The sequence below is a fragment of the Amycolatopsis mediterranei genome, assembly GCF_026017845.1.
Lineage (GTDB): Bacteria > Actinomycetota > Actinomycetes > Mycobacteriales > Pseudonocardiaceae > Amycolatopsis > Amycolatopsis mediterranei.
The window spans coordinates 211,324-238,188 of the sequence record NZ_CP100416.1 but is presented as its reverse complement, the minus strand read 5'-3'; the positions used below and the strand labels follow the sequence as shown (position 1 = coordinate 238,188).

Annotated in this window: 26 protein-coding genes; 11 read left to right on the top strand and 15 right to left on the bottom strand. The window is 70.2% G+C overall.

Going from position 1 to position 26,865, the window contains the following annotated elements:
* The first annotated feature begins 49 nt into the window (after positions 1–49).
* Positions 50–976 (top strand): KPN_02809 family neutral zinc metallopeptidase, encoded by a 927-nt coding sequence (ypfJ, locus tag ISP_RS01155; RefSeq protein ID WP_013222195.1) that lies wholly within the window; start codon positions 50–52, stop codon positions 974–976.
* A gap of 51 nt (positions 977–1,027) precedes the next feature.
* On the opposite strand, the gene ISP_RS01150 is transcribed toward ypfJ, so the two are convergent.
* Positions 1,028–2,569 carry a M28 family metallopeptidase gene (locus ISP_RS01150; protein WP_176742107.1) on the bottom strand — a complete coding sequence of 514 codons (1,542 nt, stop codon included), beginning with the start codon at positions 2,567–2,569 and terminating at the stop codon, positions 1,028–1,030.
* Between the two features lie 81 nt (positions 2,570–2,650).
* Here ISP_RS01150 and ISP_RS01145 point away from each other — a divergent pair, with 81 nt between their 5' ends.
* Positions 2,651–3,628, top strand: a complete 978-nt coding sequence (locus ISP_RS01145; RefSeq protein WP_013222193.1) for an NAD(P)H-quinone oxidoreductase — start codon at positions 2,651–2,653, stop codon at positions 3,626–3,628.
* Here the strand turns inward: ISP_RS01145 and ISP_RS01140 are convergent.
* Positions 3,625–4,824, bottom strand: coding sequence for a cysteine desulfurase-like protein (locus tag ISP_RS01140; protein ID WP_013222192.1), 1,200 nt, complete (start codon positions 4,822–4,824; stop codon positions 3,625–3,627). The genes ISP_RS01145 and ISP_RS01140 overlap by 4 nt on opposite strands.
* A 134-nt stretch (positions 4,825–4,958) precedes the next feature.
* Between ISP_RS01140 and ISP_RS01135 the strand changes: the two genes are divergently transcribed.
* The 4 genes from ISP_RS01135 to glfT1 all read left to right on the top strand — a co-directional run bounded on the left by ISP_RS01135 (position 4,959) and on the right by glfT1 (position 8,423).
* Positions 4,959–5,540, top strand: coding sequence for a bacterial proteasome activator family protein (locus tag ISP_RS01135; protein ID WP_013222191.1), 582 nt, complete (start codon positions 4,959–4,961; stop codon positions 5,538–5,540).
* 205 nt (positions 5,541–5,745) lie between these two features.
* Entirely contained in the window at positions 5,746–6,696 is a 951-nt protein-coding gene (wzm, locus tag ISP_RS01130; RefSeq protein ID WP_034284954.1) for a galactan export ABC transporter permease subunit Wzm/RfbD, read from the top strand.
* 3 nt (positions 6,697–6,699) lie between these two features.
* Positions 6,700–7,515: a galactan export ABC transporter ATP-binding subunit Wzt/RfbE gene (wzt, locus tag ISP_RS01125; protein WP_013222189.1), complete on the top strand. Its 816-nt coding sequence runs from the start codon at positions 6,700–6,702 to the stop codon at positions 7,513–7,515.
* Positions 7,515–8,423 carry a galactofuranosyltransferase GlfT1 gene (gene glfT1 / locus ISP_RS01120; RefSeq protein ID WP_014466521.1) on the top strand — a complete coding sequence of 303 codons (909 nt, stop codon included), beginning with the start codon at positions 7,515–7,517 and terminating at the stop codon, positions 8,421–8,423. The genes wzt and glfT1 overlap by 1 nt, the downstream gene beginning before the upstream one ends.
* Before the next feature lie 58 nt (positions 8,424–8,481).
* On the opposite strand, the gene ISP_RS01115 is transcribed toward glfT1, so the two are convergent.
* From ISP_RS01115 to ISP_RS01100, 4 genes are all read right to left on the bottom strand, one after another.
* Positions 8,482–9,975, bottom strand: coding sequence for a hypothetical protein (locus tag ISP_RS01115; protein ID WP_013222187.1), 1,494 nt, complete (start codon positions 9,973–9,975; stop codon positions 8,482–8,484).
* A gap of 9 nt (positions 9,976–9,984) precedes the next feature.
* The gene (locus ISP_RS01110; RefSeq protein WP_071831494.1) at positions 9,985–10,557 is read right to left on the bottom strand and encodes a DUF3558 family protein; all 573 of its coding nucleotides are present in this window, start codon (positions 10,555–10,557) and stop codon (positions 9,985–9,987) included.
* A 3-nt stretch (positions 10,558–10,560) separates the two neighbouring features.
* Positions 10,561–11,010 (bottom strand): hypothetical protein, encoded by a 450-nt coding sequence (locus ISP_RS01105; RefSeq protein ID WP_013222185.1) that lies wholly within the window; start codon positions 11,008–11,010, stop codon positions 10,561–10,563.
* Between the two features lie 130 nt (positions 11,011–11,140).
* Positions 11,141–11,905: an ESX secretion-associated protein EspG gene (locus ISP_RS01100; RefSeq protein ID WP_013222184.1), complete on the bottom strand. Its 765-nt coding sequence runs from the start codon at positions 11,903–11,905 to the stop codon at positions 11,141–11,143.
* Between the two features lie 174 nt (positions 11,906–12,079).
* On the opposite strand from ISP_RS01100, the gene ISP_RS01095 reads away from it, so the two are divergent.
* A complete protein-coding gene (locus tag ISP_RS01095; protein WP_013222183.1) occupies positions 12,080–12,325 on the top strand; it encodes a hypothetical protein in 246 nt (81 codons plus the stop codon).
* 51 nt (positions 12,326–12,376) lie between these two features.
* Here ISP_RS01095 and ISP_RS01090 read toward each other — a convergent pair whose 3' ends face one another.
* Both ISP_RS01090 and ISP_RS01085 read right to left on the bottom strand, forming a co-directional pair.
* On the bottom strand, positions 12,377–14,296 hold the full coding sequence (locus tag ISP_RS01090) for a glycosyltransferase (protein WP_013222182.1): 1,920 nt from the start codon (positions 14,294–14,296) through the stop codon (positions 12,377–12,379).
* Between the two features lie 8 nt (positions 14,297–14,304).
* Positions 14,305–14,841 (bottom strand): GtrA family protein, encoded by a 537-nt coding sequence (locus ISP_RS01085; RefSeq protein WP_378251272.1) that lies wholly within the window; start codon positions 14,839–14,841, stop codon positions 14,305–14,307.
* 125 nt (positions 14,842–14,966) lie between these two features.
* Here ISP_RS01085 and ISP_RS01080 point away from each other — a divergent pair, with 125 nt between their 5' ends.
* Both ISP_RS01080 and ISP_RS01075 read left to right on the top strand, forming a co-directional pair.
* Entirely contained in the window at positions 14,967–16,337 is a 1,371-nt protein-coding gene (locus tag ISP_RS01080) for an FAD-binding oxidoreductase (protein WP_013222180.1), read from the top strand.
* Positions 16,334–17,089 (top strand): decaprenylphospho-beta-D-erythro-pentofuranosid-2-ulose 2-reductase, encoded by a 756-nt coding sequence (locus tag ISP_RS01075; protein WP_013222179.1) that lies wholly within the window; start codon positions 16,334–16,336, stop codon positions 17,087–17,089. The genes ISP_RS01080 and ISP_RS01075 overlap by 4 nt, the downstream gene beginning before the upstream one ends.
* A 16-nt stretch (positions 17,090–17,105) precedes the next feature.
* On the opposite strand, the gene ISP_RS01070 is transcribed toward ISP_RS01075, so the two are convergent.
* From ISP_RS01070 to glf, 5 genes are all read right to left on the bottom strand, one after another.
* Positions 17,106–18,623, bottom strand: coding sequence for a hypothetical protein (locus tag ISP_RS01070; protein ID WP_013222178.1), 1,518 nt, complete (start codon positions 18,621–18,623; stop codon positions 17,106–17,108).
* A gap of 89 nt (positions 18,624–18,712) precedes the next feature.
* Entirely contained in the window at positions 18,713–19,318 is a 606-nt protein-coding gene (locus ISP_RS01065) for a hypothetical protein (RefSeq protein WP_013222177.1), read from the bottom strand.
* A 118-nt stretch (positions 19,319–19,436) separates the two neighbouring features.
* A complete protein-coding gene (locus ISP_RS01060; RefSeq protein WP_013222176.1) occupies positions 19,437–20,387 on the bottom strand; it encodes a decaprenyl-phosphate phosphoribosyltransferase in 951 nt (316 codons plus the stop codon).
* Entirely contained in the window at positions 20,384–20,902 is a 519-nt protein-coding gene (locus ISP_RS01055) for a phosphatase PAP2 family protein (RefSeq protein WP_013222175.1), read from the bottom strand. The genes ISP_RS01060 and ISP_RS01055 overlap by 4 nt, the downstream gene beginning before the upstream one ends.
* Positions 20,895–22,118: a UDP-galactopyranose mutase gene (glf, locus tag ISP_RS01050; RefSeq protein WP_013222174.1), complete on the bottom strand. Its 1,224-nt coding sequence runs from the start codon at positions 22,116–22,118 to the stop codon at positions 20,895–20,897. Before glf ends, ISP_RS01055 begins: the two co-directional genes overlap by 8 nt.
* Positions 22,119–22,197: 79 nt before the next feature.
* On the opposite strand from glf, the gene ISP_RS01045 reads away from it, so the two are divergent.
* Complete coding sequence (locus ISP_RS01045; protein ID WP_013222173.1) at positions 22,198–24,207, top strand: DUF6541 family protein; 2,010 nt, start codon at positions 22,198–22,200, stop codon at positions 24,205–24,207.
* A 137-nt stretch (positions 24,208–24,344) separates the two neighbouring features.
* On the opposite strand, the gene ISP_RS01040 is transcribed toward ISP_RS01045, so the two are convergent.
* A complete protein-coding gene (locus tag ISP_RS01040) occupies positions 24,345–25,226 on the bottom strand; it encodes an LLM class flavin-dependent oxidoreductase (protein ID WP_013222172.1) in 882 nt (293 codons plus the stop codon).
* 96 nt (positions 25,227–25,322) lie between these two features.
* On the opposite strand from ISP_RS01040, the gene ISP_RS01035 reads away from it, so the two are divergent.
* Positions 25,323–26,123, top strand: coding sequence for a Cof-type HAD-IIB family hydrolase (locus tag ISP_RS01035; RefSeq protein WP_013222171.1), 801 nt, complete (start codon positions 25,323–25,325; stop codon positions 26,121–26,123).
* Positions 26,124–26,127: 4 nt separating this feature from the next.
* Here ISP_RS01035 and ISP_RS01030 read toward each other — a convergent pair whose 3' ends face one another.
* Positions 26,128–26,856 (bottom strand): lysophospholipid acyltransferase family protein, encoded by a 729-nt coding sequence (locus ISP_RS01030; RefSeq protein WP_013222170.1) that lies wholly within the window; start codon positions 26,854–26,856, stop codon positions 26,128–26,130.
* Between the last annotated feature and the right edge of the window lie 9 nt (positions 26,857–26,865).

The window sequence follows — 26,865 nt, the reverse complement described above, 5'->3', positions numbered from 1 at the left end:
GTGCGCCTGTCAACGCGACGGCCGCACCCAGGCTCGTTACGATCCGAAGGTGAGATTCGACGACGACGCCGGCCTGGACGCCTCCGAAGTCCAGGACCTGCGCGGAAGCGGTGGAGGCGGCGGCGGGATCGGCGGCCGCGTGGCGCTCGGCGGCGGCGGACTGGGTGTCGTCGGGCTGATCATCTACTTCGTACTGTCCCAGCTGGGCGGGGTCAGCACGGGCGGCAGCGGGTTGAGCGGCGGGCTCGGCAGTGTCGGGTCCGGCCAGCAGGTCGACAACTCCAAGCTGTCCAGCGAGTGCAAGACCGGCGCGGACGCCAACAAGAACCACGACTGCGCCATCGTCGCGGTCGTCAACTCCGTCCAGGACTACTGGACGCAGCAATTTGCGCGCTCCGGCTCGACCTACCGGAAGGCGCCGACGAAGTTCTTCAACGGCGGTGTGCGCACCGGCTGCGGCAGCGCGACCTCCGACACCGGCCCGTTCTACTGCCCGGCCGACTCGGACGTCTACATCGACCTGTCCTTCTTCGACGAGCTGAAGACCCGCTTCGGCGCGCAGGGCGGGCTCTTCACCGAGGCGTACGTGCTCGCCCACGAGTACGGCCACCACGTGCAGAACCTGCTCGGCACCTCGAAGAAGGGCACCGGCACCGGCCCGACGTCCGGTTCGGTCCGCCTGGAGCTGCAGGCCGACTGCTACGCCGGCGTCTGGGGCAACCACGCCTCGACGACGCCGACCGAGAGCGGCAAGCCGCTGATCACCGACGTCACGCAGGACGACATCAACTCCGCGCTGGACACCGCGTCCCGCATCGGCGACGACTACATCCAGGAGAACCTCGGCGGCGGCCAGGTCGACCGGTCGAAGTTCACCCACGGCACGTCCGCGCAGCGCAAGAAGTGGTTCACCACCGGCTTCCAGACCGGGGACCCGGCCCGCTGCGACACCTTCGGCACCAGCAACCTGGGCTAGGACAACGACGAAGGGCCGCCCCGCAGCCGGGACGGCCCCTTCGGTCTTTCGTCAGGCAGTCAGCGCGTGCGGGTCACCGGCCACGGCGCGGGCGGAGAAGTTCCGCTGCGCACCGCGTTCGGCGGCCTTCTGCTTGGCCGCCTTGGCCTTGCCCGGCTGGACGCCGTTGATGCTCTCGGTGCTCGTCGCGTAGACCCCGAGGGCCCAGGCGACGCCGTCGGCGTTGCGGTCCAGCGCGACCCGGTCGATGTTGCCCAGGTTGTCGCAGGCCTGGTGGTAGCACGGGTCGAACGCGATGCCGGCCGTGCCGCCCCACTTCGCCGCCTGCGCCGGGGTCTTCAGCACCTCGGCGCCGGTGTCCAGGCCGCCCGCCGGGATGCCGACGGCGATGAACTCACCGTAGTCCGAGCGGCCGGTGAAGTCGGTGCCCTCGAGGGACACGCCTCGCGCGGCCTGCATGAAGTCGACGAAGGTCTTCTCGATCTGCGCCGAGCCGTACGGGCCCGCGCCCGCGCCGACGCCGTCGGAGTTGTCCCCGTCGTAGGCGAAGTAGCCGGCGTTCGGCGAAGCGATCATGTCGAAGTTCAGGTACAGCGCGATGTCGAGCTGCTGCTCGAAGGTCAGCTGGTCGACGTAGTAGGTCGAGCCGATCAGGCCGAACTCCTCCGCGCTCCAGAAGCCGAAGCGCACGCCGTTGTTGACCTTCGGGCTGCTCCCCAGCTGCAGCGCGGTCTCGAGCAGGGTCGCCGAGCCGGAACCGTTGTCGTTGATGCCCGGGCCGGCCGGGACGCTGTCGAGGTGCGACCCCAGCATCACGACGTTGTCCTTGCGCCCGGTCTTGGTCTCGGCGATGACGTTGTAGCTGGTCCGCGCCTCCTGGAAGGCCCGCAGCTCCAGCGTCACGTTCTGCCCGCCGAGCGTGGCCAGCTGCGCCCCCGCGGCCGCCGTCACGCCCCCGGTCGGGATCTTCGCGTTCTCCGGGCCCCCGAGCGTCCCGTTCAGGGCGCCGTCGGTGTTGTTGTAGACGATCGCGCCGATCGCGCCCGCCGCCGCGGCCGTCTGCTGCTTCTGCGCGAACGAGCAGCCGCCGCGCTTGATCAGGGCGATCTTGCCCGCGACGTCCGCGGTGTAGTCGGTGGCCTCGCAGCCGCTGGTGTCGTCGACGGCGACCACGGCGAGCGGCGCGGTGATGCCGCCGACCGGCGTCGACTTCGTGTACTCCATGGCGATGACCGGGACGTTCGCGCCGCCCGCGGTCAGCTTCTCGGCCAGGGTCTGCGAGTAGGTGAACGGGAACTCCTGGCGGGTGACCTGGAAGCCGGCCGCCTCGAGCTTCGTCGCGATGTACTCGGCGGACTTCTTGTGTCCCTCGGTGCTCGCCGCCCGCGTCCCGCCGTTGGTGTCGGCGATGCGCTGGAGCGCGATCAGGTGCCGGTTGACGCCGTTGGCGTCGACCTTCTTGACGAGCTGCTTCGCCAGAGCCGGGCCGTCGGGAACGGTGTCCGCGGCGGCGGCCGGGGTCAGGCCGAGCACCAGCGTCGCGCCGGCCGCCAGCGCCAGCGGTGGAAGAAATTTCGTTCTAAAGGGTGACATGGTTGCTCACCTTTGTTCCATATGCGAAGTCCGTCAATGCGCCTTTCGGCGGGAACTTTCCCCCCGGTATACAGTCGACACATGTACGCGATCACCATCCGTGAACCAGGTGACCCGGACGTTCTCGAGTGGGCGGAGGTCGCGGATCCGCGTCCCGGCCCCGGCGAGGTGCTGCTGGAGGTCGCGGCGAGCGCGGTGAACCGCGCGGATCTGCTGCAGCGCCAGGGCCAGTACCCGCCGCCTCCCGGCGCGAGCGAAACCCTCGGTCTGGAGTGCTCCGGGACGATCGCCGAACTCGGCGAAGGCGTCGAGGATTGGAACGTCGGCGACGAGGTCTGCGCCTTGCTCTCCGGTGGCGGCTACGCGGAGAAGGCCGTCGTCCCGGCGGGGCAGCTGCTGCCGGTGCCGGGCGAGATCGACCTGCTCACCGCGGCCGCGTTGCCCGAGGTGGCCTGCACGGTGTGGGCGAACGTCGTGATGCACGCGAAGCTCACCGAGGGCGAGGTGCTGCTGGTCCACGGCGGCGCCGGCGGCATCGGCACGCACGCCATCCAGGTCGGCAAGGCGCTCGGCGCCACCGTCGCCGTCACCGCGGGCTCGCCGGAGCGGCTCGAAAGCTGCCGCCAGCTCGGCGCCGACATCACGATCGACTACAAGGAGGAGGACTTCGTCGAGGTCCTCAAGAAGGAAACGGGTGGCGCGAACGTCATCCTCGACAACATGGGCGCGGCCTACCTGGGCCGCAACGTCGACGCGCTGCAGCAGGACGGGCGGCTGGTCATCATCGGCATGCAGGGCGGGGTGAAGGGCGAGCTGAACGTCGGCGCGCTGCTGGGAAAGCGGGCTTCGGTGTTCGCCGCGGGCCTGCGGTTCCGCCCGCTCGACCAGAAGGCGGCGATCGTCGGCGACGTCCGCGACCGCCTGTGGCCGCTGGTCGCCGAGGGGCTCGTCAAGCCGATCGTCGGCCAGGTCGTGCCGATGGCCGAAGCCGCGACCGCGCACCGGATCATGGAAGAGGGCAGCGTGTTCGGCAAGGTCCTGCTGGCGGCGAAGTCCTAGCGGAGCTCGTCGAGCACCCGCACGAGCTGGTTGATCTCGAAGACGTTGGAGTAGTGGGCGAGCCCGATCCGCACGGCGCCGCCCACTTCTCCGACGCCGAGTGACGCGAAGACGCCACTCGTGCCGTCGTCGGCGAAGGCGCACAAGCCCTGCTTCGCCAGGTACTCGGCGACCTCGGGCGACTTCTTGCCGGCGACGGCGAAGGCGAGCGCGGGGATCCGGCGCATGGCGTTGCCGATGACCATGATGTGCCGCAGCGACAGCAGTTCCGTGGACAGCTGTGCGAGCAGACCGGCGTGGTAGGACTTCGCCGATCCGAGCGAGGTGACCAGGCGCTCGCGCCGCGAGCCGGTGGCGGCGTCGTCGAGGCCGGAGAGGTAGTCGATCGACGCGATCAGCCCGGCGAGCAGCGGATAGGCGTGCGGGCCGAGCTCCAGCCGGGCGGCACCGCGGGCCATCGGGTCGAGCGAGGCCGACGGGATCCGCTCGATCAGCTCGGGGTCGCGGAAGACCAGCGCGCCCACCGACGGGCCGCCCCAAGCTTGCGCGGAGACGACCATGACGTCGGCGCCGAGCGCGTTGATGTCGAGCGGCAGGAAGGGCGCGGCGTAGGTGGCGTCGACGACGACGAGCGCGCCGACCCGCTTGGCGAACTCGATGATCGTCGGCACGTCCGGCCGGGTGCCGACGGAACCGGACGCGAGCGTGACGGCGACGGCCTTGGTGCGCGCCGACACGAGCTGCTCGTACTGCCACGCGGGCAGCTCGCAGGTCTCGATGTCGATCTCACCCCAGCGGATGACGGCACCGACGCGCTTGGCGGCGCGCTGCCACGGCGCGAGGTTCGCCTGCTCGTCGAGCCGGGAGACGACGAGTTCGTCGCCGATGGTCCAGCGCTCGGCGAGTGCGTCGACGAGCCGGCGCAGCATCACCGGCGCGCTCGGCCCGAGCACGACGGCAGCCGGGTCGGCCCCGACCAGGTCGGCCACGGCCCGGCGGGCCGCGGTCACGATGCTTTCCGCGCGCTGTGAGGCCGGAAACGCTCCGCCCGGCCCGGACACCGGGGCGCGCATCGCCGTGGAAACGGCCGATGCGACCTGTTCCGGGACCAGCATTCCGGCGGCGCCGTCGAAGTGAATCCAGCCGTCACCCAGCGCGGGAAAGAGCCCACGGATACGAGCGACGTCGAACGCCATGGGGACACCGTACGGACGTGCGGTTTCGCCGTGCGTCCGGGGTTGGGTGGAGAGCCACCGGGAACCCCCGGAGCCGCTACGCTCGGAGACGGACGCCCGGTGGGTGTCGCGGAGCGTGTCGAACGCAAGCCAGGATGGAGCACATGACCGAGCCGAACTTCACAGCGGGTGACCCGGGCCAGGAATCTTCACCCCACGTGGTGGTCGTCGGACCGGACGGCACGCCGGTGGGCGCCACCCAGCTGCCCTCCCCCGACTCCGAAGGCGACCACCCCGAGTCGGTCGGCGACCTCGTCGAAGAGCCGGCGAAGGTGATGCGGATCGGCACGATGATCAAGCAGCTGCTGGAGGAGGTCCGCGCGGCCCCGCTGGACGACGCGTCCCGCACGCGCGTGCGCGAGATCCACCAGACGTCGATCCGCGAGCTCGAGAAGGCGCTGGCCCCGGAGCTGCAGGACGAGCTGGAGCGGCTGGTCCGCCCGTTCACCGACGACTCGACGCCGTCGGACGCGGAGCTGCGGATCGCGCAGGCCCAGCTGGTGGGCTGGCTGGAGGGGCTGTTCAGCGGAATCCAGACGGCCCTGTTCGCCCAGCAGATGGCCGCCCGCGTCCAGCTGGAACAGATGCGCCGCGGATTGCCGGCGGGCCCCTCGGGCGCGGTCGGCCACGGCCACGAGCACGGCCCGGGCATCTCGGGAACGGGCCAGTACCTCTGACGGCCGAGGTTGTCCACAGACCGGAGGGCCTGTGGACAACCTCTGTGGACAACTCGGTTTCGGCGGGGTTTTGCCCCGAAGGTGCCGATTGACGACCTCCGACGCACCGCCTGGCCGCGGTCCCTCCCCGGGCCACAGGCGCCGGACCGGCCCGTCGCCAGTGCCCTATCAAGGGCGCGCGGCCCCGATCGGTACCCTCGTCCTCGTGCATGCCACCAGCACGGTTCAGGCCGCAGACTCACCCGTGACGACGTCGGCATCCCCGACGTCGGACAGCAAGACGTTCTCGCGTGCCTTCGCCGACATCAAAGCCGGAATCAGCGCCCGCGAGCTTTGGGGTCACCTGGGCTGGCAGGACATCAAGCAGAGATACCGCCGCTCGGTGATCGGGCCCTTCTGGATCACCATCAGCCAGGCCGTCCTCGCGCTCGGGCTCGGGCTGCTGTACTCGCAGCTGTTCAAGCTGCCCGTCGAGGTGTTCCTGCCCTACATCTCCACCGGCTTCATCATCTGGGGCTTCATCAGCGGCTGCCTGTCCGAGGGCATGGAGACGTTCATCGCGAACGAGGGGCTGATCAAGCAGCTCCCGGCGCCACTGAGCGTGTACATGCTGCGCACGGTGTGGCGGCAGACGCTGATGCTGGCCCACAACATGATCGTCTACGTGGCCGTGCTGGCGATCTTCTTCAGCGCGCTCAGCAACAGGTATTCGCTGCTCGGCGACGGGTCGTGCGTCCCCGGCCACATCTGCCACCCGGGCCTCAGCTGGAACATCCTGCTGGCCATCCCCGGTTTCGTGCTGCTGGCGCTGAACGCCGCCTGGGTGACGCTGCTCTTCGGCATCATCTCGACCCGCTTCCGCGACATCCCGCAGGTCATCAACTCGCTGATCCAGCTGCTGTTCTACGGCACGCCGATCGTCTGGCCGGTCGACCAGCTGATGACCGGCGGGACCCGCGAGGGTGCCTCCTGGATCCTGCCGATCGTCAAGGTCAACCCGCTCTACCACTTCATGCAGGTGGTCCGCGCGCCGCTGCTGGGGCAGGAGTTCTCGGTGGGGAACTGGATCGTGGTCGGCTCCATCACCGTCGTCGGTTGGGCTCTCGCGCTGGTCGCGATGCGCAACTACCGTGCCCGCGTCTCCTATTGGGTGTGACACATGGTTTCCATTGACGTCCACAACGCGTTCGTCGACTTCCCGATCTTCGACGCGAAGACGCGGTCGATGAAGAAGAAGGTCCTCGGCAAGGTCGGCGGCAAGATCGGCACCGACACCAAGGTGCCGATCATCGAAGCCCTGCACGACGTGACCCTGAACCTGCGTGAAGGCGACCGCGTCGGCCTGGTCGGGCACAACGGCGCCGGCAAGTCCACGCTGCTGCGCCTGCTCGCCGGGATCTACGAGCCGACCCGCGGCTCGTCGCGGATCAAGGGCAAGATCGCGCCGGTGTTCGACCTCGGCATCGGCATGGACCCCGAGATTTCGGGCGTCGAGAACATCATCATCCGCGGCCTCTTCCTCGGCATGACCGCCAAGGAGATGGAGAAGCGGGTCGACGACATCGCCGAGTTCACCGAGCTCGGCGACTACCTGCAGATGCCGCTGCGCACGTACTCGACGGGTATGCGCGTGCGGCTGGCGCTGGGTGTCGTCACGTCGATCGACCCCGAGATCCTCATCCTCGACGAGGGCATCGGCGCGGTCGACGCGGCGTTCCTCAACAAGGCGCGCGACCGGCTCAAGGACCTCGTCAAGCGCTCCGGCATCCTGGTGTTCGCCAGCCACTCGGACGAGTTCCTGTTCGAACTGTGCGATTCGGCCATCTGGATGGACGAGGGACACCTCAAGCAACAGGGTTCGCTGCGGGACGTCCTCACGTCGTACAAGGGCCGTGACCCCTTCGAAAACATGAGCCAGGAAACCTTGGAGCGCTTCGGCATCGAGCCGGTGGCGACGACGAACGGCGGGGAATGATGGCCAGCGAGACCCGGCAGCTGCCCGACGGTGCGGTCGTCGGCGTGGTCGTCACGCGGCACCGGCGGGAGCTGCTCGCGGACTCGCTGAAGGTCATCGCGGCCCAGACCCGGCCGGTCGACCACCTGGTCGTCGTCGACAACGGGCCGGACGACTCCGCGCGCGAAGTCGTCGAGAACTACCCGCTGCCGCACACGTACCTGCCGTCGCACCGGAACCTCGGTGGTGCCGGCGGGTTCGCGCTGGGCATGCTGCACGCGCTCTCGCTGGGCGCGGACTGGATCTGGCTGGCCGACGACGACGGGCGCCCGGCCGACGAGAACGTGCTCGCCATCCTGCTCGAAGAAGCCGAAAAACGGGATTTGGCGGAGATTTCGCCGGTGGTGTCGAACATCGACGCGCCGGACAAGCTGGCGTTCCCGCTGCGCCGCGGCCTGACCTGGAAGCGTTCACAGTCCGAGCTGGGGGCCGACTTCCTGCCCGGCATCGCGTCCCTGATGAACGGCGCGCTCTTCCGCGCGTCCACTTTGGACGTCGTCGGCGTGCCGGACCTGCGGCTGTTCTTCCGCGGCGACGAGGTGGAGCTGCACCGGCGGCTGGTCCGGTCGGGGTTGCCGTTCGGCACGTCGCTGAAGACGAAGTACCTGCACCCGGACGGCTCGGACGAGTTCAAGCCCATGCTGGGCGGCAAGTTCCACGCACAGGACCCGGAGAACGAGGTCAAGCGGTACTACACCTACCGCAACCGCGGCTACCTGCTGTCCCAGCCGGGCATGCGGAAGATCGGCGCGCTGGAGATCGTCCGCTTCGGACTGTACTTCGTGGGCGTGAAGCGCGACCCGAAGGCGTTCCTGCAGTGGCTGAAGCTGGTGCGGCAGGGCCGCGCCGAGAAGTTCTACCGCTACTGATTCTTCAACGAAAAGGGCCCCCGCTTTCGCCGCGGGGGCCCTTTTCGTTGAAGAAGGCTTATTCGCCGATGACCGGCGGCGCCGTGCGCAGGTCGGTGCCGAAGACCTCGTCGGGGTCACCCTCGACCAGGTAGGTCGGGCGCGAGTGCTCGGTGTCCTCGTCGCCTTCGCCCTTCTGGCCGCGGCCCAAGCCGCCACCGGGACTCATGCCCCCGCCGCGACCGGAGGCACCCGCACCGAGGCCGCCCATCCCGCGCCCCGCGGCCGCTTCCGCAGCGCCGATCCCGCCCGGCCGGGCCGCGCCCGACGCGGCGCCCGCGCCCGTCGCGTTGCCGGCGCCCGAGCCGCCGGGGCCGAACCCGCCGCCGCGGCCGCCACCACCGCCGCCGATCTTGGAGTTGTAGGCCTCGTCGCCACCGAAGTTCATCCCGCCGCCCATCGGCATCGGGCTCATCGGCGGCATCCCCCCGAACTGCTGGTTCGAGTTCGACGTCGACGCGGCGGGGACCGAGCTGGGCGTGAACCCGGACGGCGTGGTGGTGCCCGCCGGCACGAACCCGGACCCGGTGGTCGAGCCAGGCCCGGAGATGGTGTGGGCGGCCGGGCCGCCGAGCGGCCCGGGGGTGCTGCCGGACACGAAGCCCTGGGCGGTGCCGCCGGGCGTGGTCCCCGGGTGGGAGCCCGGCACGTTCACGCTGGAGGGGGTGTTGATGCCGTTCTTGTCGCCGGTGCCGTTGGGGTCGTCACTGCCCCCGCCGGTGCTGAAGCTCGGCGGCGGCGCGAAGGCGGGCTGCTTGGAGGCGGCCTCGTAGAGGTTCTTGTCGTAGGTCGCCATGACGCTGGCGGCCTCGTCGTGCGCCGCCTGGCTGTCCTTCTGCTTCTGGAGCGACTTGTCGACGTTGTCCGGCAGGCTGAAGGGGTTCGAGGTGGCCCAGTCCTTGAACTCGTCCTTCCAGCTGAACGGGATGGGGGCCGGCATGGAGTTCTTCGCCGTGGCAGCGGCCTGACCCTGGTCGTAGATGGTTTCCGAGGCCAGCTTGGCGTTCTGGGAGTTGGCGTCGGACCACTTGCCGAGGCTGGTGAAGTACTGCTGCGCGTTCTCGGCGGCGCTGCCTTCCCAGGTGCCCTTGGACGCGTTGACCGCGGTGTTCATCGACTGCGCGAACTTGTCGAAGACCTGGTGCACTTCGTGGTACGCGGTCGAGACCTCCGAAACCTGATCGACGTCCAGGTTGGTGTCCAGGTACTCCTTGAGCTGCGCGTGGTCACTACCCTGGTAATCCGCGCTCGACGGGTTCAGGCCCTGCACGTACTCGACATCGCGACCCTGGGTGGCGGCCTTGACGTTCTTGTCGCCCATCTGCTGGGCCTGGTTCTTCGCCCGGGCCTGGGCCATCCACTGCTGCACCGCCCCGAACAACCAGTTGCCCGGGTCGACGCCTTCTTCGGCCTTCTGCTGGAGGTAGGCGTCGCGCTCGGCGGGCGCCATGTCCTGGACCTGCTGGGGCGTCTTGTCCTCGGTCTTCGGCCGCGGTCCCTGTTGCGTGGTCATCTGGGTCCCCTATCCCTTCGGCAGCCGCGGTTCGACGGCCTTCGCAACCGCCTCGGCAAGCTGGCAGGCCTGGTCCGCCGAATCGGCACCGATCACCGCCACATCAACCCGGGACGAGTCGCCCACCGGTAGGGCGAGCGTGCAGGCCGGCAACGAGGCACCGCCCGAGGCCTCCCTCGCCTTCCGGCCGTTGACGTCCTTGTCGACCACGCCACCGCCGGTGTCGTTGACCTGCGCGACCGACGCGGTGTCGCGGACGTTGACGCCGATCACCTTGGCGTTCTCACTCGCCGACGCGATCTTCTGCCGGTAACTGCAGGAACGCACGCCCCCGACCGTCTTGTTCTGCGGCTCGTTGAACTCGCCGTAGCCGCTCACATCGCCCGCTTGCAGCAGCGAGCAGGCATCCGTGATCGACTGGGTCCCACCGCCACCGGAAGACGGGCTTTCCGGGGTTCCCGACTCGCCGGCCGGGGACGACTGGGCGGGTGACGCCGTTCCGCCTTGCGTGGTGGTGCACCCGGCGAGCAACGCGCCCCCTGCCGCGAGCGGAAGGAGAACCCGAACGAGAAGTTTCGTCATCCCTCAAGCCTGCTTGGTCTGAAGAGCGGAGAAGGCCTGGCTCTCGGTTTCCTTGTAGAGGCCCGCGGCCCTGGCGAGCGCTTCGTCCGCCTGCCTCGCGACCTCTCGGAGCTCCTGGAGAACCTGAGTCGCGCCACCGTCGGCGGCCGAGGCGCTCTTCTGGTCGTGCTTGGCGACGGCAAGCCCGTACGGGTGGTTCCCGAGTTGCGGGGTCTGGTCCAGCAGGAAGCTCTTGTACTGCAGGTCGCCGAGGTCGTTGACCAGTTCGGTCAGTGCGTCCCGGATCGGCTTCACACCTTCCGGGGTGATCTTGAACCCGCCGCCCTTGGCTGCGTCGACCAGCTTCTGGGTCTCGGCTGTGACGCTCTTGACCGCGGCGCTCATCCCGGCCGAGGAAAGCGGGTTGACGATGTCCGCGATCGAGCCGCCGCCCCCGCCGTCAGCTATCAGCATCGCTGTTCCACCCCGAATCGCTTCGCCCGTGCGTGTGCACCCGGAAGTCTACTAGCCGGGCACCCAGCGCAACGGCTGTTCACCGATCTCCCCTTCGGACGCACCGGCGGTGCGACCGGTTCCCCGATCGTCAGAACTGGCCTTCGAGCTGGGCGTACAGCTGCTGGGCCAGGCGGGCGTTGTCCGCCGGGGCGTAGGTGATCCAGCGCTGGCCGTCGTCGGCCGCTCGGGAGGACATCAGCCAGCGGCCGCTCGGGGTGTCGAACCAGGCCAGCGGGGGGAACGTGCCGCCGCGGGTCTGGGCGGTGAACTGGCCCACGCGCTTCTTCGGTTCCTGGAAGACGCGCTCGATCATGCGGACCTGCGGGCCACCGGCGCCGCTGTGCGAGCGCGGGGCGCTGACTCCGGCGAACGGGTCGTACGCCTCGTCACGGCGCTGGTGGCGGGGCTGCTGGACCGGCCGCGAAATCGTCACCGACTGGCCGGGCGCGGCCGGCGTCAACGGGAGGAGGTCGACGATCGCCGGCACGATGCCCGTCGGGCGGACCTCCTCGAAGACGAGGAGGTTCTCCTGCTGGCGGGCGAGCACCGCGAACTGGCCGTCGGAGGCGACGCGGGCGAACAGGTGGCGATCGCCCAGCTCGGCGGCCGCGTTGATGGACACGCTCCCGCGGACGAACGTGGCCAGCGCCAGCTCGGCGTCCGGGTCGAGGCGGCCGCGGCTCCACAGCCCGCGGCCGGTCAGGTCGCGGACGACGGCGTCGCGGATCATCGCGCGCTGCTCGACGGTCGTGCCGACGTGCGGGACCTCGAACGGCGTCGGCGCGCGGCCGAGCCCGAGCTGTTCCAGCAGGATGTCCACCGCCGCCAGCGACAGCGAGAACGAGTGAGGCATCGCTTCCGTCCCCCCGGGGTCTTCCGGTCGTCGCCGAAAACGGTAGTCCACCGTAGTGACAACCGGGGCTTCGCCCCGGGCCGGGGGCTCCGCCACCCGGAGCCCCCCGAACGACAGCTGCGCCCTCAGCGAACCCGCTTGCCCGGCGCAGATCGGCGCTGGTCCGATGGACGCATGGCCGACCCGAAACCCGCCCTTGTCCTGCACCTCGCCACCGGCGGCGAACCGCTGTTGTTCGCGCTGACCACCGAAGAATCCGGGAAGCTGGCGGGCAAGCTCGCCCAGCTCGTCAAGACCGGCGCCGTCGAATCCGTGACCACCAAGGACGATTCCGTGGTCGCGGTCAACTTCGCGCACGTCGCCGCCGCGTACATCGACGACCTCGCCCGGAAGAGCACCGTGTTCGGCATGCACGCCTGAGACGGCGAAGGCCGCCTCACGACGCGCGTGAGACGGCCTTCGTGACGCACCTCAGAGCTTGTACAGGCGCTTCCAGTTCTCGCGCGAGGTGAGCTCGGGCATGGCCCGCTTGTACTGCTCCTGCACCGCCGCGCCTTCCTTGCGCAGCCGCTGGACGACCCGCGCGCCCTGCTTCGCCAGCGCGAACATCTTCACCCGGTCGTAGGACCGGACGCGGACGCCTTCCTGGTTCGCGTCGGTGACCACGGCGGTGTCGAACAGCGCGATGTGCCACCAGTTGGCTTCGTCGATCGGCACCGCGCCGAGCCCGAAGCGGCTGCGGCCGAGGATCCGGTCGAGCACCCGCCGGATCAGCACCACGCGCTGCAGGGCAGGCCGCGGCGAGCTGTTGATGATGCCGATGTCGCTGGAGGCGATGCCCGGGACGTCGGTCGCCTTGTGGCGCTTGGTCTCCGGGTAGTCCTCGCGGATCCGCCGGATCTCCTTCATCGCCTCGACCCCGCCGTCACGCAGGATCTCCGGGCCCTTCAGGAAGTCCTCGACGGCCTTGATCAGCGTCGCCGACAGGCCGTACTGCATGCCGAGCAGGTAGCGCACCAGCTGCGCGATCAGCACCCGCGAGAGCAGGTTCAGGTTGAACGGCGAGTGCAGCGCCGCGGTGATGATCGAGTTGCGCAGGTTGAAGTACCGGTGCCACTCGTCCCAGTCCTTCATGTGGAAGTCCGCGTGCCACACGCCCGCACCCGGCAGGGTGACGGTCGGGAAGCCGTGCGCGCGGGCCCGGTAGGAGTACTCGGCGTCGTCCCACTGGAAGAAGAACGGCAGCGGGTAGCCGGTGGCCTTGACGACCTCGTAGGGGATCAGGCACGACCACCAGCCGTTGTAGCCGGCGTCGAGACGGCGTTCCTGGCGGTTCGGCTTCAGCGTCTCCTCGTCCACGCCGAGCAGGTCGGCGGTGGTCAGCGAGTGCTCGACCGGCTGGCCGGGCTCGAGTGTGTTGAGCCGGGCGTACTCGGCGCCGACGTGCAGCTGGTTCGGGTGGAACAGGTTGAGCATCTGGCCGCCGACGATGATCGGGTCGGCGGCGCGGTTCGAGAACGCCGTCATCCGGATCACCAGGTCGGGCTCGAGCAGGACGTCGTCGTCCATGAACAGGACGTTCGCGTGCTCGGTCGCGGTGTGCCCGGCCACCTCGAAGAGGCCGCGGGTGAAGCCGCCGGCGCCGCCGAGGTTCGGCTGCTTGATGTAGTGCAGCTTGTCGGCGAGGTCCTTGGCGACCTGCTCGAAGCCGTCGCGCGACTCGACGAGGTCGGTGCCCTGGTCGGCGACGTAGATCGCGTCCAGGGTCTCCAGCGACGAGACGTCCGCGGCGAGGGCCTGCAGGTTCTTCAGGCAGTCGTCGGCGCGGTTCATCGTGCAGATGGTCACCGCGGTCGGGCGGATCTTCTCCGGCGCCTCGACGGTCCAGCGGACCTGCTCGACGCGCAGCGTCTGGCCGCCCTCGGTCTCCAGGTCGAGCCAGAGCGCGCCGCCGTCGTAGAACTTGTCCAGCTTGCCGGTCAGCGACAGCTTCGCCTGCTTGGCGTCCTTGACCTGCTCGGCGGCCACCACGCGGGGCTCGCCCTCGACGTCCGAGGCGCCCATCGACAGCAGGCCGGTGCCGGTGACGACGGCCTCGACCGAAACCTCGGACACGTTCGTCCAGCGCTGCCAGTAGCTGGCCGGGAACCGGCCGAAGTAGGTGTTGCCCGACACCTTGGTGGCGGGCTCGAGGGCGATCGACGCCCGTTCCCGCACGGCCGCGCCCCACTCGAGCTCGGCGTACAGGTCCTTGCTGACGATCGGCGCCGGGCCGGCGTACAGCCCGCGCTGCGCCGTCAGGCGACCTTGCGGAGTGTGCTCGGTGAACCGCGTCTCGACGGCCGGGCCGGCTTCGGTGGTCGGCGCCGGGGTAGCTGTTTTGCCGGGCATGGAAGTCCTCAGTTCTCCTCAGTCGACGGCTCGCGGAAAACGACCCACTTGAGCATCACGAAATTGATCACGGTGGCGGTGGCCTGCGACACGGCCCAGCACAGGGTGCGCTGCCACGCGGACTCCGGCAACACGTTCAGCATGAGCTGGTTGACCCCGACCGCGACGAAGAACGTCACGGTGTAGAGCAGGACGAACGAGCCGACCTGCGCCTTCCCGTCGCGGCGCCCGCCGGCGAAGGTGAACTTCCGGTTCAGGAAGAACGCCGTGGTCGTGCCCACGATGAAAGAGATAGCGCGGGCGACGTCGACCCACGGTGAGGTGGCCATCCCGGCCACCTGGGTCAGCAACGTGTAGGTGCCCAGGTCGACGAGGGCGCAAAAGCCCCCGATCAGGGCGAAGCGGACGAGCTGGCCCAGCAGTCCCGGAGAGGACTGCCCACTTGCCGTTGGGGGGTCCAGGGGGGCTCGCCCCCCGGCTGGGGTCTGGGGCTCGGCCCCAGATGCCACAGCCGTTATGTCGGCTTGCGGATCGGTCGCCACCACTGCATTACCTCGTCACCTGTGTCATGGTCACCCGCGCGGGCGCTTGTGCCTTGATGCGCAAAGTGTAGAGATGTGCACTTCAGGGTCACGTTCCGGGCGGTATTGGGCGTAGCTACGCTGGTCGGGTGACCCATGCACCCGAAACACAGCGTCGCACGCTCACGGGCTGGGCTCGGACCGCACCGACCACCGCCGATGTCCTGAGCACCCCGGACCTCGAGACCATCGCCCGCGCCGTGGCCCAGGCCGGCGAGCGCGGTGTCATCGCCCGCGGCCTCGGCCGGTCCTACGGCGACCCGGCGCAGAACGCCGGCGGCCTCGTCATCGACATGACGCCGCTGAACCGGATCCACTCGATCGACCCGGACTCCGCCCTCGTCGACGTCGACGCCGGCGTGAGCCTCGACCAGCTGATGCGCGAGGCCCTGCCGTACGGCCTGTGGGTGCCGGTGCTGCCCGGCACGCGCCAGGTGACCATCGGCGGCGCGATCGCCAACGACATCCACGGCAAGAACCACCACAGCGCGGGCAGCTTCGGCAACCACGTCGTGTCGATGGACCTGATCACCGCCGACGGGCAGATCCGCACGCTGACGCCGGAGGGCCCGGACGCCGAGCTGTTTTGGGCGACCGTGGCCGGCATCGGCCTGACCGGCATCATCGTCCGGGCCAAGATCCGGATGACCAAGACCGAGACCGCGTACTTCCTCGCGGACAACGAGCGCACGAACAACCTCGACGAGACCCTGGAGCTGGTCAGCAACGGCTCCGACGACAACTACACGTACTCGTCGGCGTGGTTCGACACGATTTCCACCGGCTCGAAGCTGGGCCGCGCCGCCTTCGGCCGCGGCTCGCTCGCGAAGCTGGACGAACTGCCGCCGAAGCTGCGCGCGAACCCGCTGAAGTTCGACGCTCCGCAGCTGGCGACGCTGCCGGACGTCTTCCCGAACGGGCTGGCCAACAAGCTGACCTTCGGCGCCATCGGCGAGCTGTACTACCGCAAGACGCCGAAGGCGGCCCGCGGCGTGATCCAGAACCTGACGGCCTTCTACCACCCGCTCGACATGTTCGGCGAGTGGAACCGCGCCTACGGCTCGAAGGGCTTCCTGCAGTACCAGTTCTCGACGCCGCCGAACGCGCACGAGCCGCTGCGGAACATCGTCCGGAAGATCGCCGAGTCGGGGCACGTGTCCTTCCTCAACGTCTTCAAGCGGATGGGCGAGGGCAACGCGGCGCCGCTGTCGTTCCCGCACCCCGGCTGGATGGTCTGCGTCGACTTCCCGATCAAGGACGGCCTGAGCCGGTTCTGCCAGGAGCTCGACGAAGACGTCCTGGAGCTGGGCGGGCGGCTGTACACCGCGAAGGACTCGCGCACCTCGCCCGAGACGTTCGCGAAGATGTACCCGCGGCTCGAAGAATGGCGCAAGGTCCGCGCTTCCATCGACCCCGAAGGCGTTTTCGCCTCTGACATGAGCCGGAGGCTCGAACTGTGATCGACGCGGTGGGCAACCCCCAATCCCTGCTCCTGCTCGGCGGCACGTCCGACATCGCGCTGGCGATCGCCGAGAAGTACCTGGCCGAGAAGCCGCTGCGCGTGGTGCTGGCCGCCCGGCCCTCGCCGCGCCTCGACGCGGCCGCGCAGCGCCTGAAGGACCGCGGCGCCGAAGTGTCCACTGTGGACTTCGACGCCAAGGACACGGCGTCGCACCCGGGCGTGCTGGCCAAGGCGTTCGACGGCGGCGACATCGATGTGGCGGTCGTGGCGTTCGGCCTGCTCGGCGACCCCGAAGAGGTCTGGCAGGACCACGCGAAGGCCGTCGAGCTGGCCACCGTGAACTACACCGCGGCGGTGTCGGTCGGGGTCGCGCTGTCGGAGAAGCTCAAGGCCCAGGGCCACGGCACGGTGATCGCGCTGTCGTCGGTGGCGGGCGAGCGAGTCCGCCGGTCCAACTTCGTCTACGGCTCGACGAAGGCCGGTTTCGACGGCTTCTACCTGGGCCTCGGCGAGGCCCTCGCGCCGTTCGGGGCCAAGGTGACGGTCGTCCGCCCCGGGCACGTCAAGACGAAGATGACCGAGGGCCTGAAGGACGCTCCCCTGGCGCAGACGGCCGAGCAGGTCGCCGAGATCGCGGTCGGCGCGGCCCGCGCGGGCAAGGACCTCGTGTGGGCGCCCGCCCCGTTCCGCCTGGTGATGTCGGCGCTGCGGCACGTCCCGCGGCCGATCTTCCGCAAGCTCCCGATCTGAGTTTCAGGCCGGGGGCTCAGCCGCCGAGGGCGTGGGCGGGGACCAGGTAGAGGTTCTGGCTGCCCACCCACGGCGAGTCGATGTGCCAGCTCGCCAGCGCGGTCCGCGGCGGGGTGCGGCGGGTCGTCGCCAGGACCAGGTCCGGGCTGATCGGGCCGACGCTGTGGTCGAAGTTGTGGAAGTTGGCCTCCAGCAACGCCCGGCCGAGGTCGTCGCTGCGGCGTTTGGTCTCGGCGATCGCCGGGTCGACCGCGCCTCGGTCGGAGAACTCGTCGACGAGTTCGCAATCGCACGCGTACGCCAGCGCGCCGACCTCGCCCGCCGTCTCGACCTTGCGGCCGTGGGCGAGGGCCGCCAGCTCCTGGCCGATTTCGCGGTACTCCGTCGTCGACGCGTGGTTGCTCGTGATCGGGGCGAACTGGCGGGGCACGCCCGGCAGCGCGTACACCGCCACGCTCGCCGCGAGGGCCGCGCCGGCCACCGTCCACGTCCCGCGCCTGACCCGCTCCGGGACCGCCGACGCGCAGGCGGCGAGGAAGATCGTCGCGCCGATGATGCTCGGCGCGTAGTACCAGTGGTAGGGCGGCACGCCCAGCCGGCTGTAGGCCAGGTAGTGCAGCGCGCCGGCGGCGGCGAGCGCCGCGAACGGCGTCAGGCGGCGGGCCGTCCCGGAACCGCGGCGGTACTGGACGAGCCAGGCCACCCCGGCCAGGGCGGCCAGGATCAGCGGCAGGAACGACAGCGTCGCCGCGGCCGGGAAGTTGCGCCAGTAGAGCAGCGGGCCGTTGGTGAAGCTGAACGGTCCCCACGACTGCTGGCTGATCTTGATGACGAGCGTGTCCGGCACGGCCGAGCCGAGCACCACCCAGCTGAACCCGAACCAGGGCAGCGTGACGGCGAGGGCCGCGAAGACCGTCTGCCAGATGCCGGCCCAGAATTCACGGCGGGCGGCGAACAGCACCGCGGCGATCAGCAGCAGGTCGATCCGGACGAGCGCGAGCAGCCCGATCACCACGCCCAGGCGGCCGGCCCGGCGCTCCCCCGCGTAGACCAGCGTCCACACGACGCCGGTGGCGCCGAGCGCCACCTCCAGGCCGATCGAGGACAGCAGCAGCGGGTTGACCAGCAGCAACGCGAAGGTCAGCGGCGCGAACGCGGGCGGCAGGCCGGTGCGCTCGCCCAGCCGGCGCAGGCCCAGCACGAGCAGCACCTGCGCGGCGACGAACACGACGCCTGCGGCCAGCACGGCGTCGCGCACCACGAACGTGACCGCGCCGAGGGCCAGGACGTTCAGCGGCGACGTCGCGGTGTTCGCCGTCCCCTGCTCGATCAGGCCCCAGTGGCCGTGGAAGGCGAGGTTCTTCGCGTAGGACAGCGTGATGTAGGTGTCATCGATGAGATGGCTGCTGACCAGGGCGAACACCAGCGCGGAGGCGGCCGCGGCGCCCGCCGGCAGGGCCCACGAGCGGGCGACGGGGATGGCCGCCGGCAGCGCGCGGACGACTTTGGGAAGTTCTGCGGGGGCGCTTCGCATCCCGGACACCGTACCCCGCTCGTGATGCTTCTGTGATCTGAGCGGGATACAGGTGGCCGAGGCCACAGCGCGGGCTCAACCGTGCGGGATCAGATGCCGTCCCCGGAGCCGGTGCCGCCGTTGCCCTGGCCGCCGGGTCCGCGGCCGCCGAAGCCCGGCCCGCGGCCGTTGAAGCCCTGGTCGGGGCCGTTGTACTGCCGGTGGATGCCGGGCCGGCCATCCCGCGGACCGTGGTGGCTCGCGGCGGCGACCCCGCCGACGATGCCGGCGCCGACCAGCATGCCGAGCACCCCGACGGCGACGAGCTGGGTCGCCCGGTGGCCGACGAACCGCCGGAAGCCGCCGGACGGCCGTGCGGCCGCCGGTGGCGGGCCCCACGAGGCGTAGTGCGGCCCGGGACCGGGCTGCGAGAGCTGCGGGGTGGGCGGAGGCTGCTGGCCGTGGACGGCGGTCTGGTCGGCCGGAGCGGGTCCGGACGCCTCGCCGGGAGCCGCGGGCGCGGCCGCACCCGGCGCGGCGGTCGTGGGAGTGGGCTGGTCCGGCCGCTCGGGCTCGGCAGCAGGCGTCGCCGGGTTGCCTGGCGCCGCGGTGGGTTCGCCGGTTGCCGCCGTTGGCTGGTTGGCCTGGGCCGGGTGCTCGACAGTCGGCTGGTCGGGTCCGTCCGGGGCCTTCTGCTCGCGCGGCTGGTCGTTCATGGTCACTCCTGGGGTCACGGGGACGGGCGCAGTGCCCGCCCCCACCACCTCAGGGTGCGCCGCTCAGCTGTGTGCCGCCTGAAGCGAACCTGTCGATCCGCAATGAGTCAGCACCGAGTCAGAGGTAGAACGCCAGGAACAGGATGATCACCCAGCTCGCGCCCAGCACCTGCAGGATGCGGTCCTTGAGCGCGATCTCCTCGGGTTCGCCCGCGATGCCGCCGTCGACGTCCACCGCGTAGCGCAGCACCGCCACCAGGAACGGCACCATCGAGATGAGCGCCCACACCGAGTTGTGCTCGGTCTGGCGGATCTCGAACGCCCACAGGCAGTACGACATGATCAGGATCGCTGCCGACGTCGCCCAGACGAACCGCAGGTAGCTGGCCGAATACTTCTTCAGCGACGAGCGGATCTTCGCGCCGGTCCGCTCGAACAGCATGATCTCCGCGTAGCGCTTGCCCGCCACCATGAACAGCGAGCCGAACGCCGTGACCAGCAGGAACCACTGCGAAAGCGCGATGCCGCCCGCGACACCGCCGGCGATCGAACGCATCAGGAAGCCCGAACCGACGATGGCCAGGTCGACCACCGGCTGGTGCTTGAGGCCGAAGCAGTAGCCGAGCTGGACGGCCTCGTAGACGCCCAGCACGACCGCCAGCTGCCAGCTGGCGAGGAACGACACGCCGAGGCCGGCCAGGAAGAACACGACCGCGGCCCCGTACGCGAGGGGGACCGGCACGATCCCGGCCGCGATCGGCCGGTTGCGCTTGGTCGGGTGGGCCCGGTCGGCCTCGACGTCGATCGCGTCGTTGATCAGGTAGACCGAGCTCGCTGTCAGCGAAAAGGCCACGAAGGCGATGATCGCGTCGATCAGGAGACCGGTGCGGTCGGTCGACTTCGAGAACGCGAAGAACGGGGCCGCGAAGACCAGGACGTTCTTCACCCACTGCCGCGGTCGCGCCGTCTTGATGACGCCGCCGACCAGGCCGAAGGGCCCACGTGCCGCAGCAGGCTCAACAGCCTCGGCAGTTTCGTCGCTGTTGCGCTGCTCGGTCGTCTCGCTCATGGGTTCTTCTTCAGCTTCCGTCGTATCAGGCCACCGACGAGCCCCCCGAGGGCCGCACCGGCCAGAACGTCTGTCGGATAGTGAACGCCGAGCACGAGCCGCGAGGCGAGCATCGGCGGTACCAGGGCGGGCACCAGGTTACGCCCGGTCAATCCGGAGTAGAGCACCGCCGCCGCCGTGGTGGACGTCGCGTGCGACGACGGGAAGCTCAGCTTGCTCGGCGTGCCGACCAGGACCTCGACGCTCGGGTGATCCGGGCGCGGCCGCCTGACCACGCGTTTCACCGCGATGGACGCCGCGTGCGCCCCGACGACACCCGCCGAAGCGACCAGCCAGTCCGTGCGCCGCTCCTTGTCGACGACGGCGCCGAGCAAGCCCAGGCCGAACCAGCCGAGAGCGTGTTCGCCGAAGTGCGACATGCCGCGCGCAGCCTTCACCGAAGCTTCACTCTTCAGAAAGCCCTGCGCCTTCGCCAGGACGGCGACCTCGCCGGCGGGCTGCCCCTTCTCAAGCATCGAGGGACCCGTCGAGCGGCGCGCCGTCGGTCAGGTGCGGGGCGATCTTGTTGTCGAACGCCGACAGCGCCGAGCCGATGGCCATGTGCATGTCGAGGTACTTGTAGGTGCCCAGCCGGCCGCCGAACAGCACGTTCTTCTCGCGCGCCTCGGCCTTGGCCAGCTCGCGGTAGGCCTCGAGCTTCTCGCGGTTCTCCGGCGTGTTGATCGGGTAGTACGGCTCGTCTTCCTCGCCCGCGAAGCGGGAGTACTCGCGGAAGATGACCGTCTTGTCCTTGGGGTAGTCCCGCTCCGGGTGGAAGTGCCGGAACTCGATGATCCGGGTGTACGGGACTTCCTGGTCGTTGTAGTTGACGACCGAGGTGCCCTGGAAGTCGCCGGTCTCGGCGACCTCGGACTCGAAGTCGACGGTGCGCCAGGTGAACCGGCCCGCCGAGTAGCCGAAGTAGCGGTCCAGCGGCCCGGTGTAGACCGTCGGGGTGCCCGCGGGGATGTGCTCGCGGACGTCGAAGTAGTCGACGTTCAGCCGGATCTCGATGTTCTCGTGCTCGGCCATCTTCTCGAGCCACGCGGTGTACCCGTTGACGGGCAGGCCCTCGTAGGTGTCGTTGAAGTACCGGTTGTCGAAGTTGTAACGGACCGGCAGGCGCGTGATGATGTTCTCGCCCAGGTTCTTGGGGTCGTTTTCCCACTGCTTCGCGGTGTACCCGCGGATGAACGCCTCGTAGAGGGGACGGCCGACCAGCGAGATGGCCTTCTCTTCGAGGTTCTGCGCCGCGCTGGTCTCGAACTCGGAGGACTGCTTCGCGATCAGCTCGCGGGCCTCGTCCGGGGTGTGCGACTTGCCGAAGAACTGGTTGATCAGGGCCAGGTTCATCGGGAACGAGTAGACCTGGTCCTTGACCCGCGCGAACACGCGGTGCTGGTAGTTCGTGAACTCGGTGAACCGGTTCACGTACTCCCACACCCGCTTGTTCGAGGTGTGGAACAGGTGCGCTCCGTACTTGTGCACCTCGATCCCGGTCTCCGGGTCGGGCTCCGAGTAGGCGTTGCCGCCGAGGTGGCTGCGGCGCTCGAGGATGAGGACCTTCTTGCCCAGCTCGGCCGCGGCCCGTTCGGCGACGGTCAGGCCGAAGAAACCGGACCCGACGACGACGAGGTCGTAACCTGCGAAATCGTCTTCAGTAATCTTGGCGGGGTTCGTGTGCGCGCTCACGGGCGTCGAGGGTACGCAGTCCGCTGACCCGGCCCGCACCCGACTATCACATTTCGGCCCACGACACACCTGGAAAGCAGTGCCTGCACCCGAGGACTTCTGGAGCTACTTCGCCGCGGTGGCCACCTACGTGGCCGTGCTGGCGGTCCCCGGCGGGGTCGTCGGGTGGGCCGCCGGCCTGCGCGGCTGGGCCCTGGCCGGACTCGCGCCGCTGCTCAGCTACGCCATCACCGGCCTGGCCGGGCCGTGGCTGGCCATCGCCCACATCCCGTACGGCTCGCTCAGCGTCGCCGTGTGCACGCTGCTGCTCGCCGCCGTGCTCTACGGCCTGCGCCGGCTCTTCACCGGGCGCGGCTGGTCGACGCCGGGTGCCGAGGAGCCGGCGGAGCCCTGGACGCGCCGGGCGCACCTGGCCGTCGGGGCCTGCGTGGCGATCGCCGTCGCCGTGTCGGTCGCCGTGGTGGTCACCGGCCGCGGCGGGACGACCGCGGTGTTCCAGCGCTGGGACACCGTGTTCCACGCGAACGGCATCCGCTACATCGCCGAGACCGGCGACGGCTCCCTGACCGGCATGGGCACGATCAACTGGTACCCGGCCGGCTCCTTCTACCCGAACGCCTACCACCTGGTCGGCGCCCTGGTCTACGAGCTGTCCGGGACGTCGGTCCCGGTCACGCTGAACGCGATCACGATGCCCATCGCCGGGCTGTTCGCGCTGGCCATGGCCGCGCTGGTGCGCCAGCTCGGCGGCCGCGCGGTGTTCGCCGGCAGCGCCGCGCTGGTCGCGGGCGGCGCGACGACCGGGGCGTACGAGTCGGTGTCGAGCGGGCTGCTGCCGTTCGCACTCGGCATCGTGCTGACGCCGCTGGCGGTGATCGCGCTGCAGCGGTTCGTCGTGCGGCCGGGGGTGGACACCGGCGCGGTGCTCGCGCTGAGCGCGACCGGCCTGCTCGCGGCGCACTCGAGCGCACTGTTCGGGGCGATCCTGTTCGCGTTCCCGCTGGTGGTGCAGCGCTGGTACCGGGCGCTGCGCGGCCGCCGGGTCGACGGCGTCCCCGAGGGCCGGGCCGCCTGGCGGGTCGCCGGCGGCGACGTCCTGTGGGTGCTGCCGGTGATGGTGGCGGCCGGGCTGCTGGCCGCGCCGATGATCCTCGGCGCGATCGGCTTCACGTCCGGCTCGTACCCGTACTACGCCTGGGGCTCGCACATGCCGGTGTGGAAGGCACTGGCGATGCTGGCGACGTTCAAGCAGGTGCTGCCGGTGCCGCAGATCTGGCTGACGGTGTTCCTCGCGATCGGCGTGCTGACGCTGGGGGCGCTGCGGCGGATGCGCTGGCTGGTGCTCTCGGCCCTCGGGCTGTCGGCGCTGTTCGTGGTCGTCGCGTGCTTCGGCGGCGAACACTGGGTGATCAGCCTGTCGCGGCCCTGGTGGAACGACCGGTTCCGGCTGATGGCGCTGGCGTCGATCCCGATGTGCCTGCTCGCCGCGCACGGCATGAGCGAGGCCCAGCGGTGGCTGGCGAAGCTCGCGAGCGGACGCGCGTGGGTGCGGGCGCGGCCGTGGCTGACCGGCCGGGTCGGGCTGGCGACGGCGGTGCTGCTCGTCGTCGCGATGGGGGTGCTGACCGGCGGCTTCTACCGCGCGGCCAACGCCAAGACGGTGTCGCTGCTCTACTACAACGGCCTGCCCGGCGAGGTGGTGCCGCCGGTCAGCCAGGACGAGATCGACGCGATGGACCACCTCGGCACGCTCGGCATCCCCGCCGAGCAGAAGGTGCTCAACGACCGGCTCGACGGCACGGCCTGGATGTACGCCCTGACCGGGGTGCACCCGGTCGCCGGCCACTACGACGCGGGCGTGGCGCCCCCGGACGCGCTCTATCTGGCCCGGCACTTCGCCGACTACGACAGCGATCCCGAGGTGCGCGCGGCCGTTCGGCGGCTCGACATCCACTACGTGCTGGTGGGCAGCGGCACCATCCGCCGGGACACGCCGATCGCGCGGGGCCTGCAGCACCTGGACGGGCACGACTTCCTCGAAGTCGTGTACCGGAACCCGGGCGCGGTGATCTACCGGATCGTGAAGTAGAACGCCCTCGTGGCCGCGGCGCCCCTCCGCGGCCACGAGGGCCCCCGCACCCCCGGGGTGACTTCACTCGTCTGCAAGTACCGACGCAGACGAGGCGGCAAACGGTTTCCCGGCCACCCCGATATCACTCGTTCGGACTAGTGGAGCTCCGGAAGGACATCGCTCGCGACCTGCTCCAGGACGGCCTCCCGGCCCTCGTAGGGCGACGACGACCGCGGCCAGTGCGAGATGACGTCGGTGAAGCCCAGCTCCCGCGCGCGGCCCACCGCGTCGCGGAACGCCTCCACGCTGCTCAGCGAAAAGACCGGTGACGCGTCGAGGCTGAGGTGCCGCTGGATGCTCGCCCGTTCGCGGCCCACCGCGTCCAGCCGCTGGTCGAAGACCTCGGTGAGCTGCTTGATGCCGGCCCACCACTCGTCGGCGGTGGCGCCGCCCTTGCCGGTCGTGACCCAGCCCGCGCCGAAGCGCGCGGCGAGGGTCATCGTGCGCGGGCCGTTCGCCGCGACGACGAACGGCAGCCGCGGCCGCTGGACCGGGCCGGGCAGGTTGCGGGCCTCGCGGGCCCGGTAGTACTCGCCGTCGAAATCGAACTTGTCGGTCATGAGCAGCCCGTCGAGCGCCTCGACGAACTCGGTGAAGCGGTCCACGCGCTGCTTGGGCGTCAGCTCCGGGGCGTCGAGCACCGCGCCGTCGTAGTGGTGGTGGTCGACGCCCGCGCCGACGCCGAGGACGAGCCGGCCGTCCGAGACGTCGTCGAGGGTGTTCAGCTCGCGCATGAAGGGCACGGGGTGCCGGGCGACCGGGGACGCCACGAACGTGCCCAGCCGGATGCGGGACGTCACCATCGCCGCCGCGGTCAGGGTCGGGATGGCGGAGAACCACGGGCCGTCGACCAGGTTGCGCCAGCCGAGGTGGTCGTAGGTCCACGCGTGGTCGAAGCCGTACTCCTCGGCGGCGCGCCACTTCGGCTCGGCGGCCCACCAACGATCTTCCGGAAGAATGACGATGCCAACTCGCACAGGTCCGGACGCTATCGGTTACCACCGGCCGTCGCACGGACGGGCACGTCTTCCCCCGAACGAGTCAGGGACAATGGCCGGGTGGAGAGACCCCAGTTGATCGCGTCCGACGTCGACGGCACCCTGCTCGGCCCCTCCGAATCCCTGACCGGCCGCACGATCGCGACCGTCCGCCGGGTCATCGAGGCGGGGGTGCCGTTCGTCCTGGCCAGCGGCCGCCCGCCGCGCTGGATCGCCCCGATCGCGAAGCCGCTCGAGCTCACCGGGTACGCGGTGTGCGCGAACGGCGCGGTCCTCTACGACTGCGGCCGCGAAGAGATCATCGAGGTGCACGGCCTGCTCGCACCCACGTTGCTGCACGACATCGCGCACGCCCTCGACAAGGCGCTGCCCGGCTGTCGGCTGGCGACCGAGCGCGTCAGCACCGGCGCGGTGGACCACGACATGCGCAACTTCGTGATCGAGCCGGACTACCACAACCCGTGGGGCGACGGCGAGGGCCGGACCGGGCCGCGCGCCGAAGTCCTCGGGCACCCGGCGATCAAGCTGCTGGTCAGCCACCGCGGGATGGCGTCCCAGGAGATGGCGGACGCGGTGAACGCGCTGTTCGACCGGGAGGTCGACGTCACCTACTCGTCGTCAGGCGGGCTGGTGGAGGTTTCGGCGCACGGCATCACCAAGGCGACCGGCCTCGCCGACGTCGCCGAGCGGCTGGAGGTCGATCCCGAGCAGGTCATCGCGTTCGGCGACATGCCCAACGACGTCGAGATGCTCCGCTGGGCGGGCCACGGCGTCGCAATGGAGAACGCGCACCCGCGGCTGCTGGCGGTGGCCGACGAGGTCACCGGCCCGGCCGGTGAGGACGGCGTGGCGCAGGTCCTGGAGCGCTGGTTCTAGCGTTCTAGCGGCGGTCGAGCTCGGCCGCTTCGGCCGGGGTCGGCGCCGTGCCGCCCAGGTGCGCGGGCAGCCACCAGCGGTCCTCGTCCGACGCGGGCCGGTCCGGGTACTCGGCCTGGGCCCGGTCGAGCAGCGCGCTCATCCGGGTGCGCAGCTCCTTCGTCACGATGTCCCAGTCGTCGCCCTTCGCCGGGTGCATCGGCTCGCCGACCAGGATCGAGACGGGCACGTGCCGGCGGGTCAGATCCTTCGGACGGCCCTTCGTCCAGAGCCGCTGGGTGCCCCACAGCGCCATCGGCACCACCGGGACGTTGGCCGCCGCGGCCATCCGGACGGCGCCCGACTTGATCTCCTTGACGGTGAACGACCGGCTGATGGTGGCTTCGGGGAAGACGCCGACGACCTCGCCGGCCTGCAGCTTCCCGAGCGCCTCACGGTAGGAGGCGAGCCCGGCGGAGCGGTCGACGGAGATGTGGTGCATCCCGCGCATCAGCGGCCCGGCGATGCGGTTGTCGAAGATCTCCTTCTTCGCCATGAACCGCGTCAGCCGCTTGGCCGGGCGCGCGCCGAGGCCGCAGAAGATGAAGTCGAGGTAGCTCACGTGGTTGCACGCGATGACCGCGCCGCCCTGGCGCGGGATGTGCTCCGCACCGTCGATCCGGATGCGGTTGTCGAGTACCCGGAACATCGTCCGGGCCGCCGCGATCACGGGCGGGTACACCAGGTCAGCCATCCGGCAAGG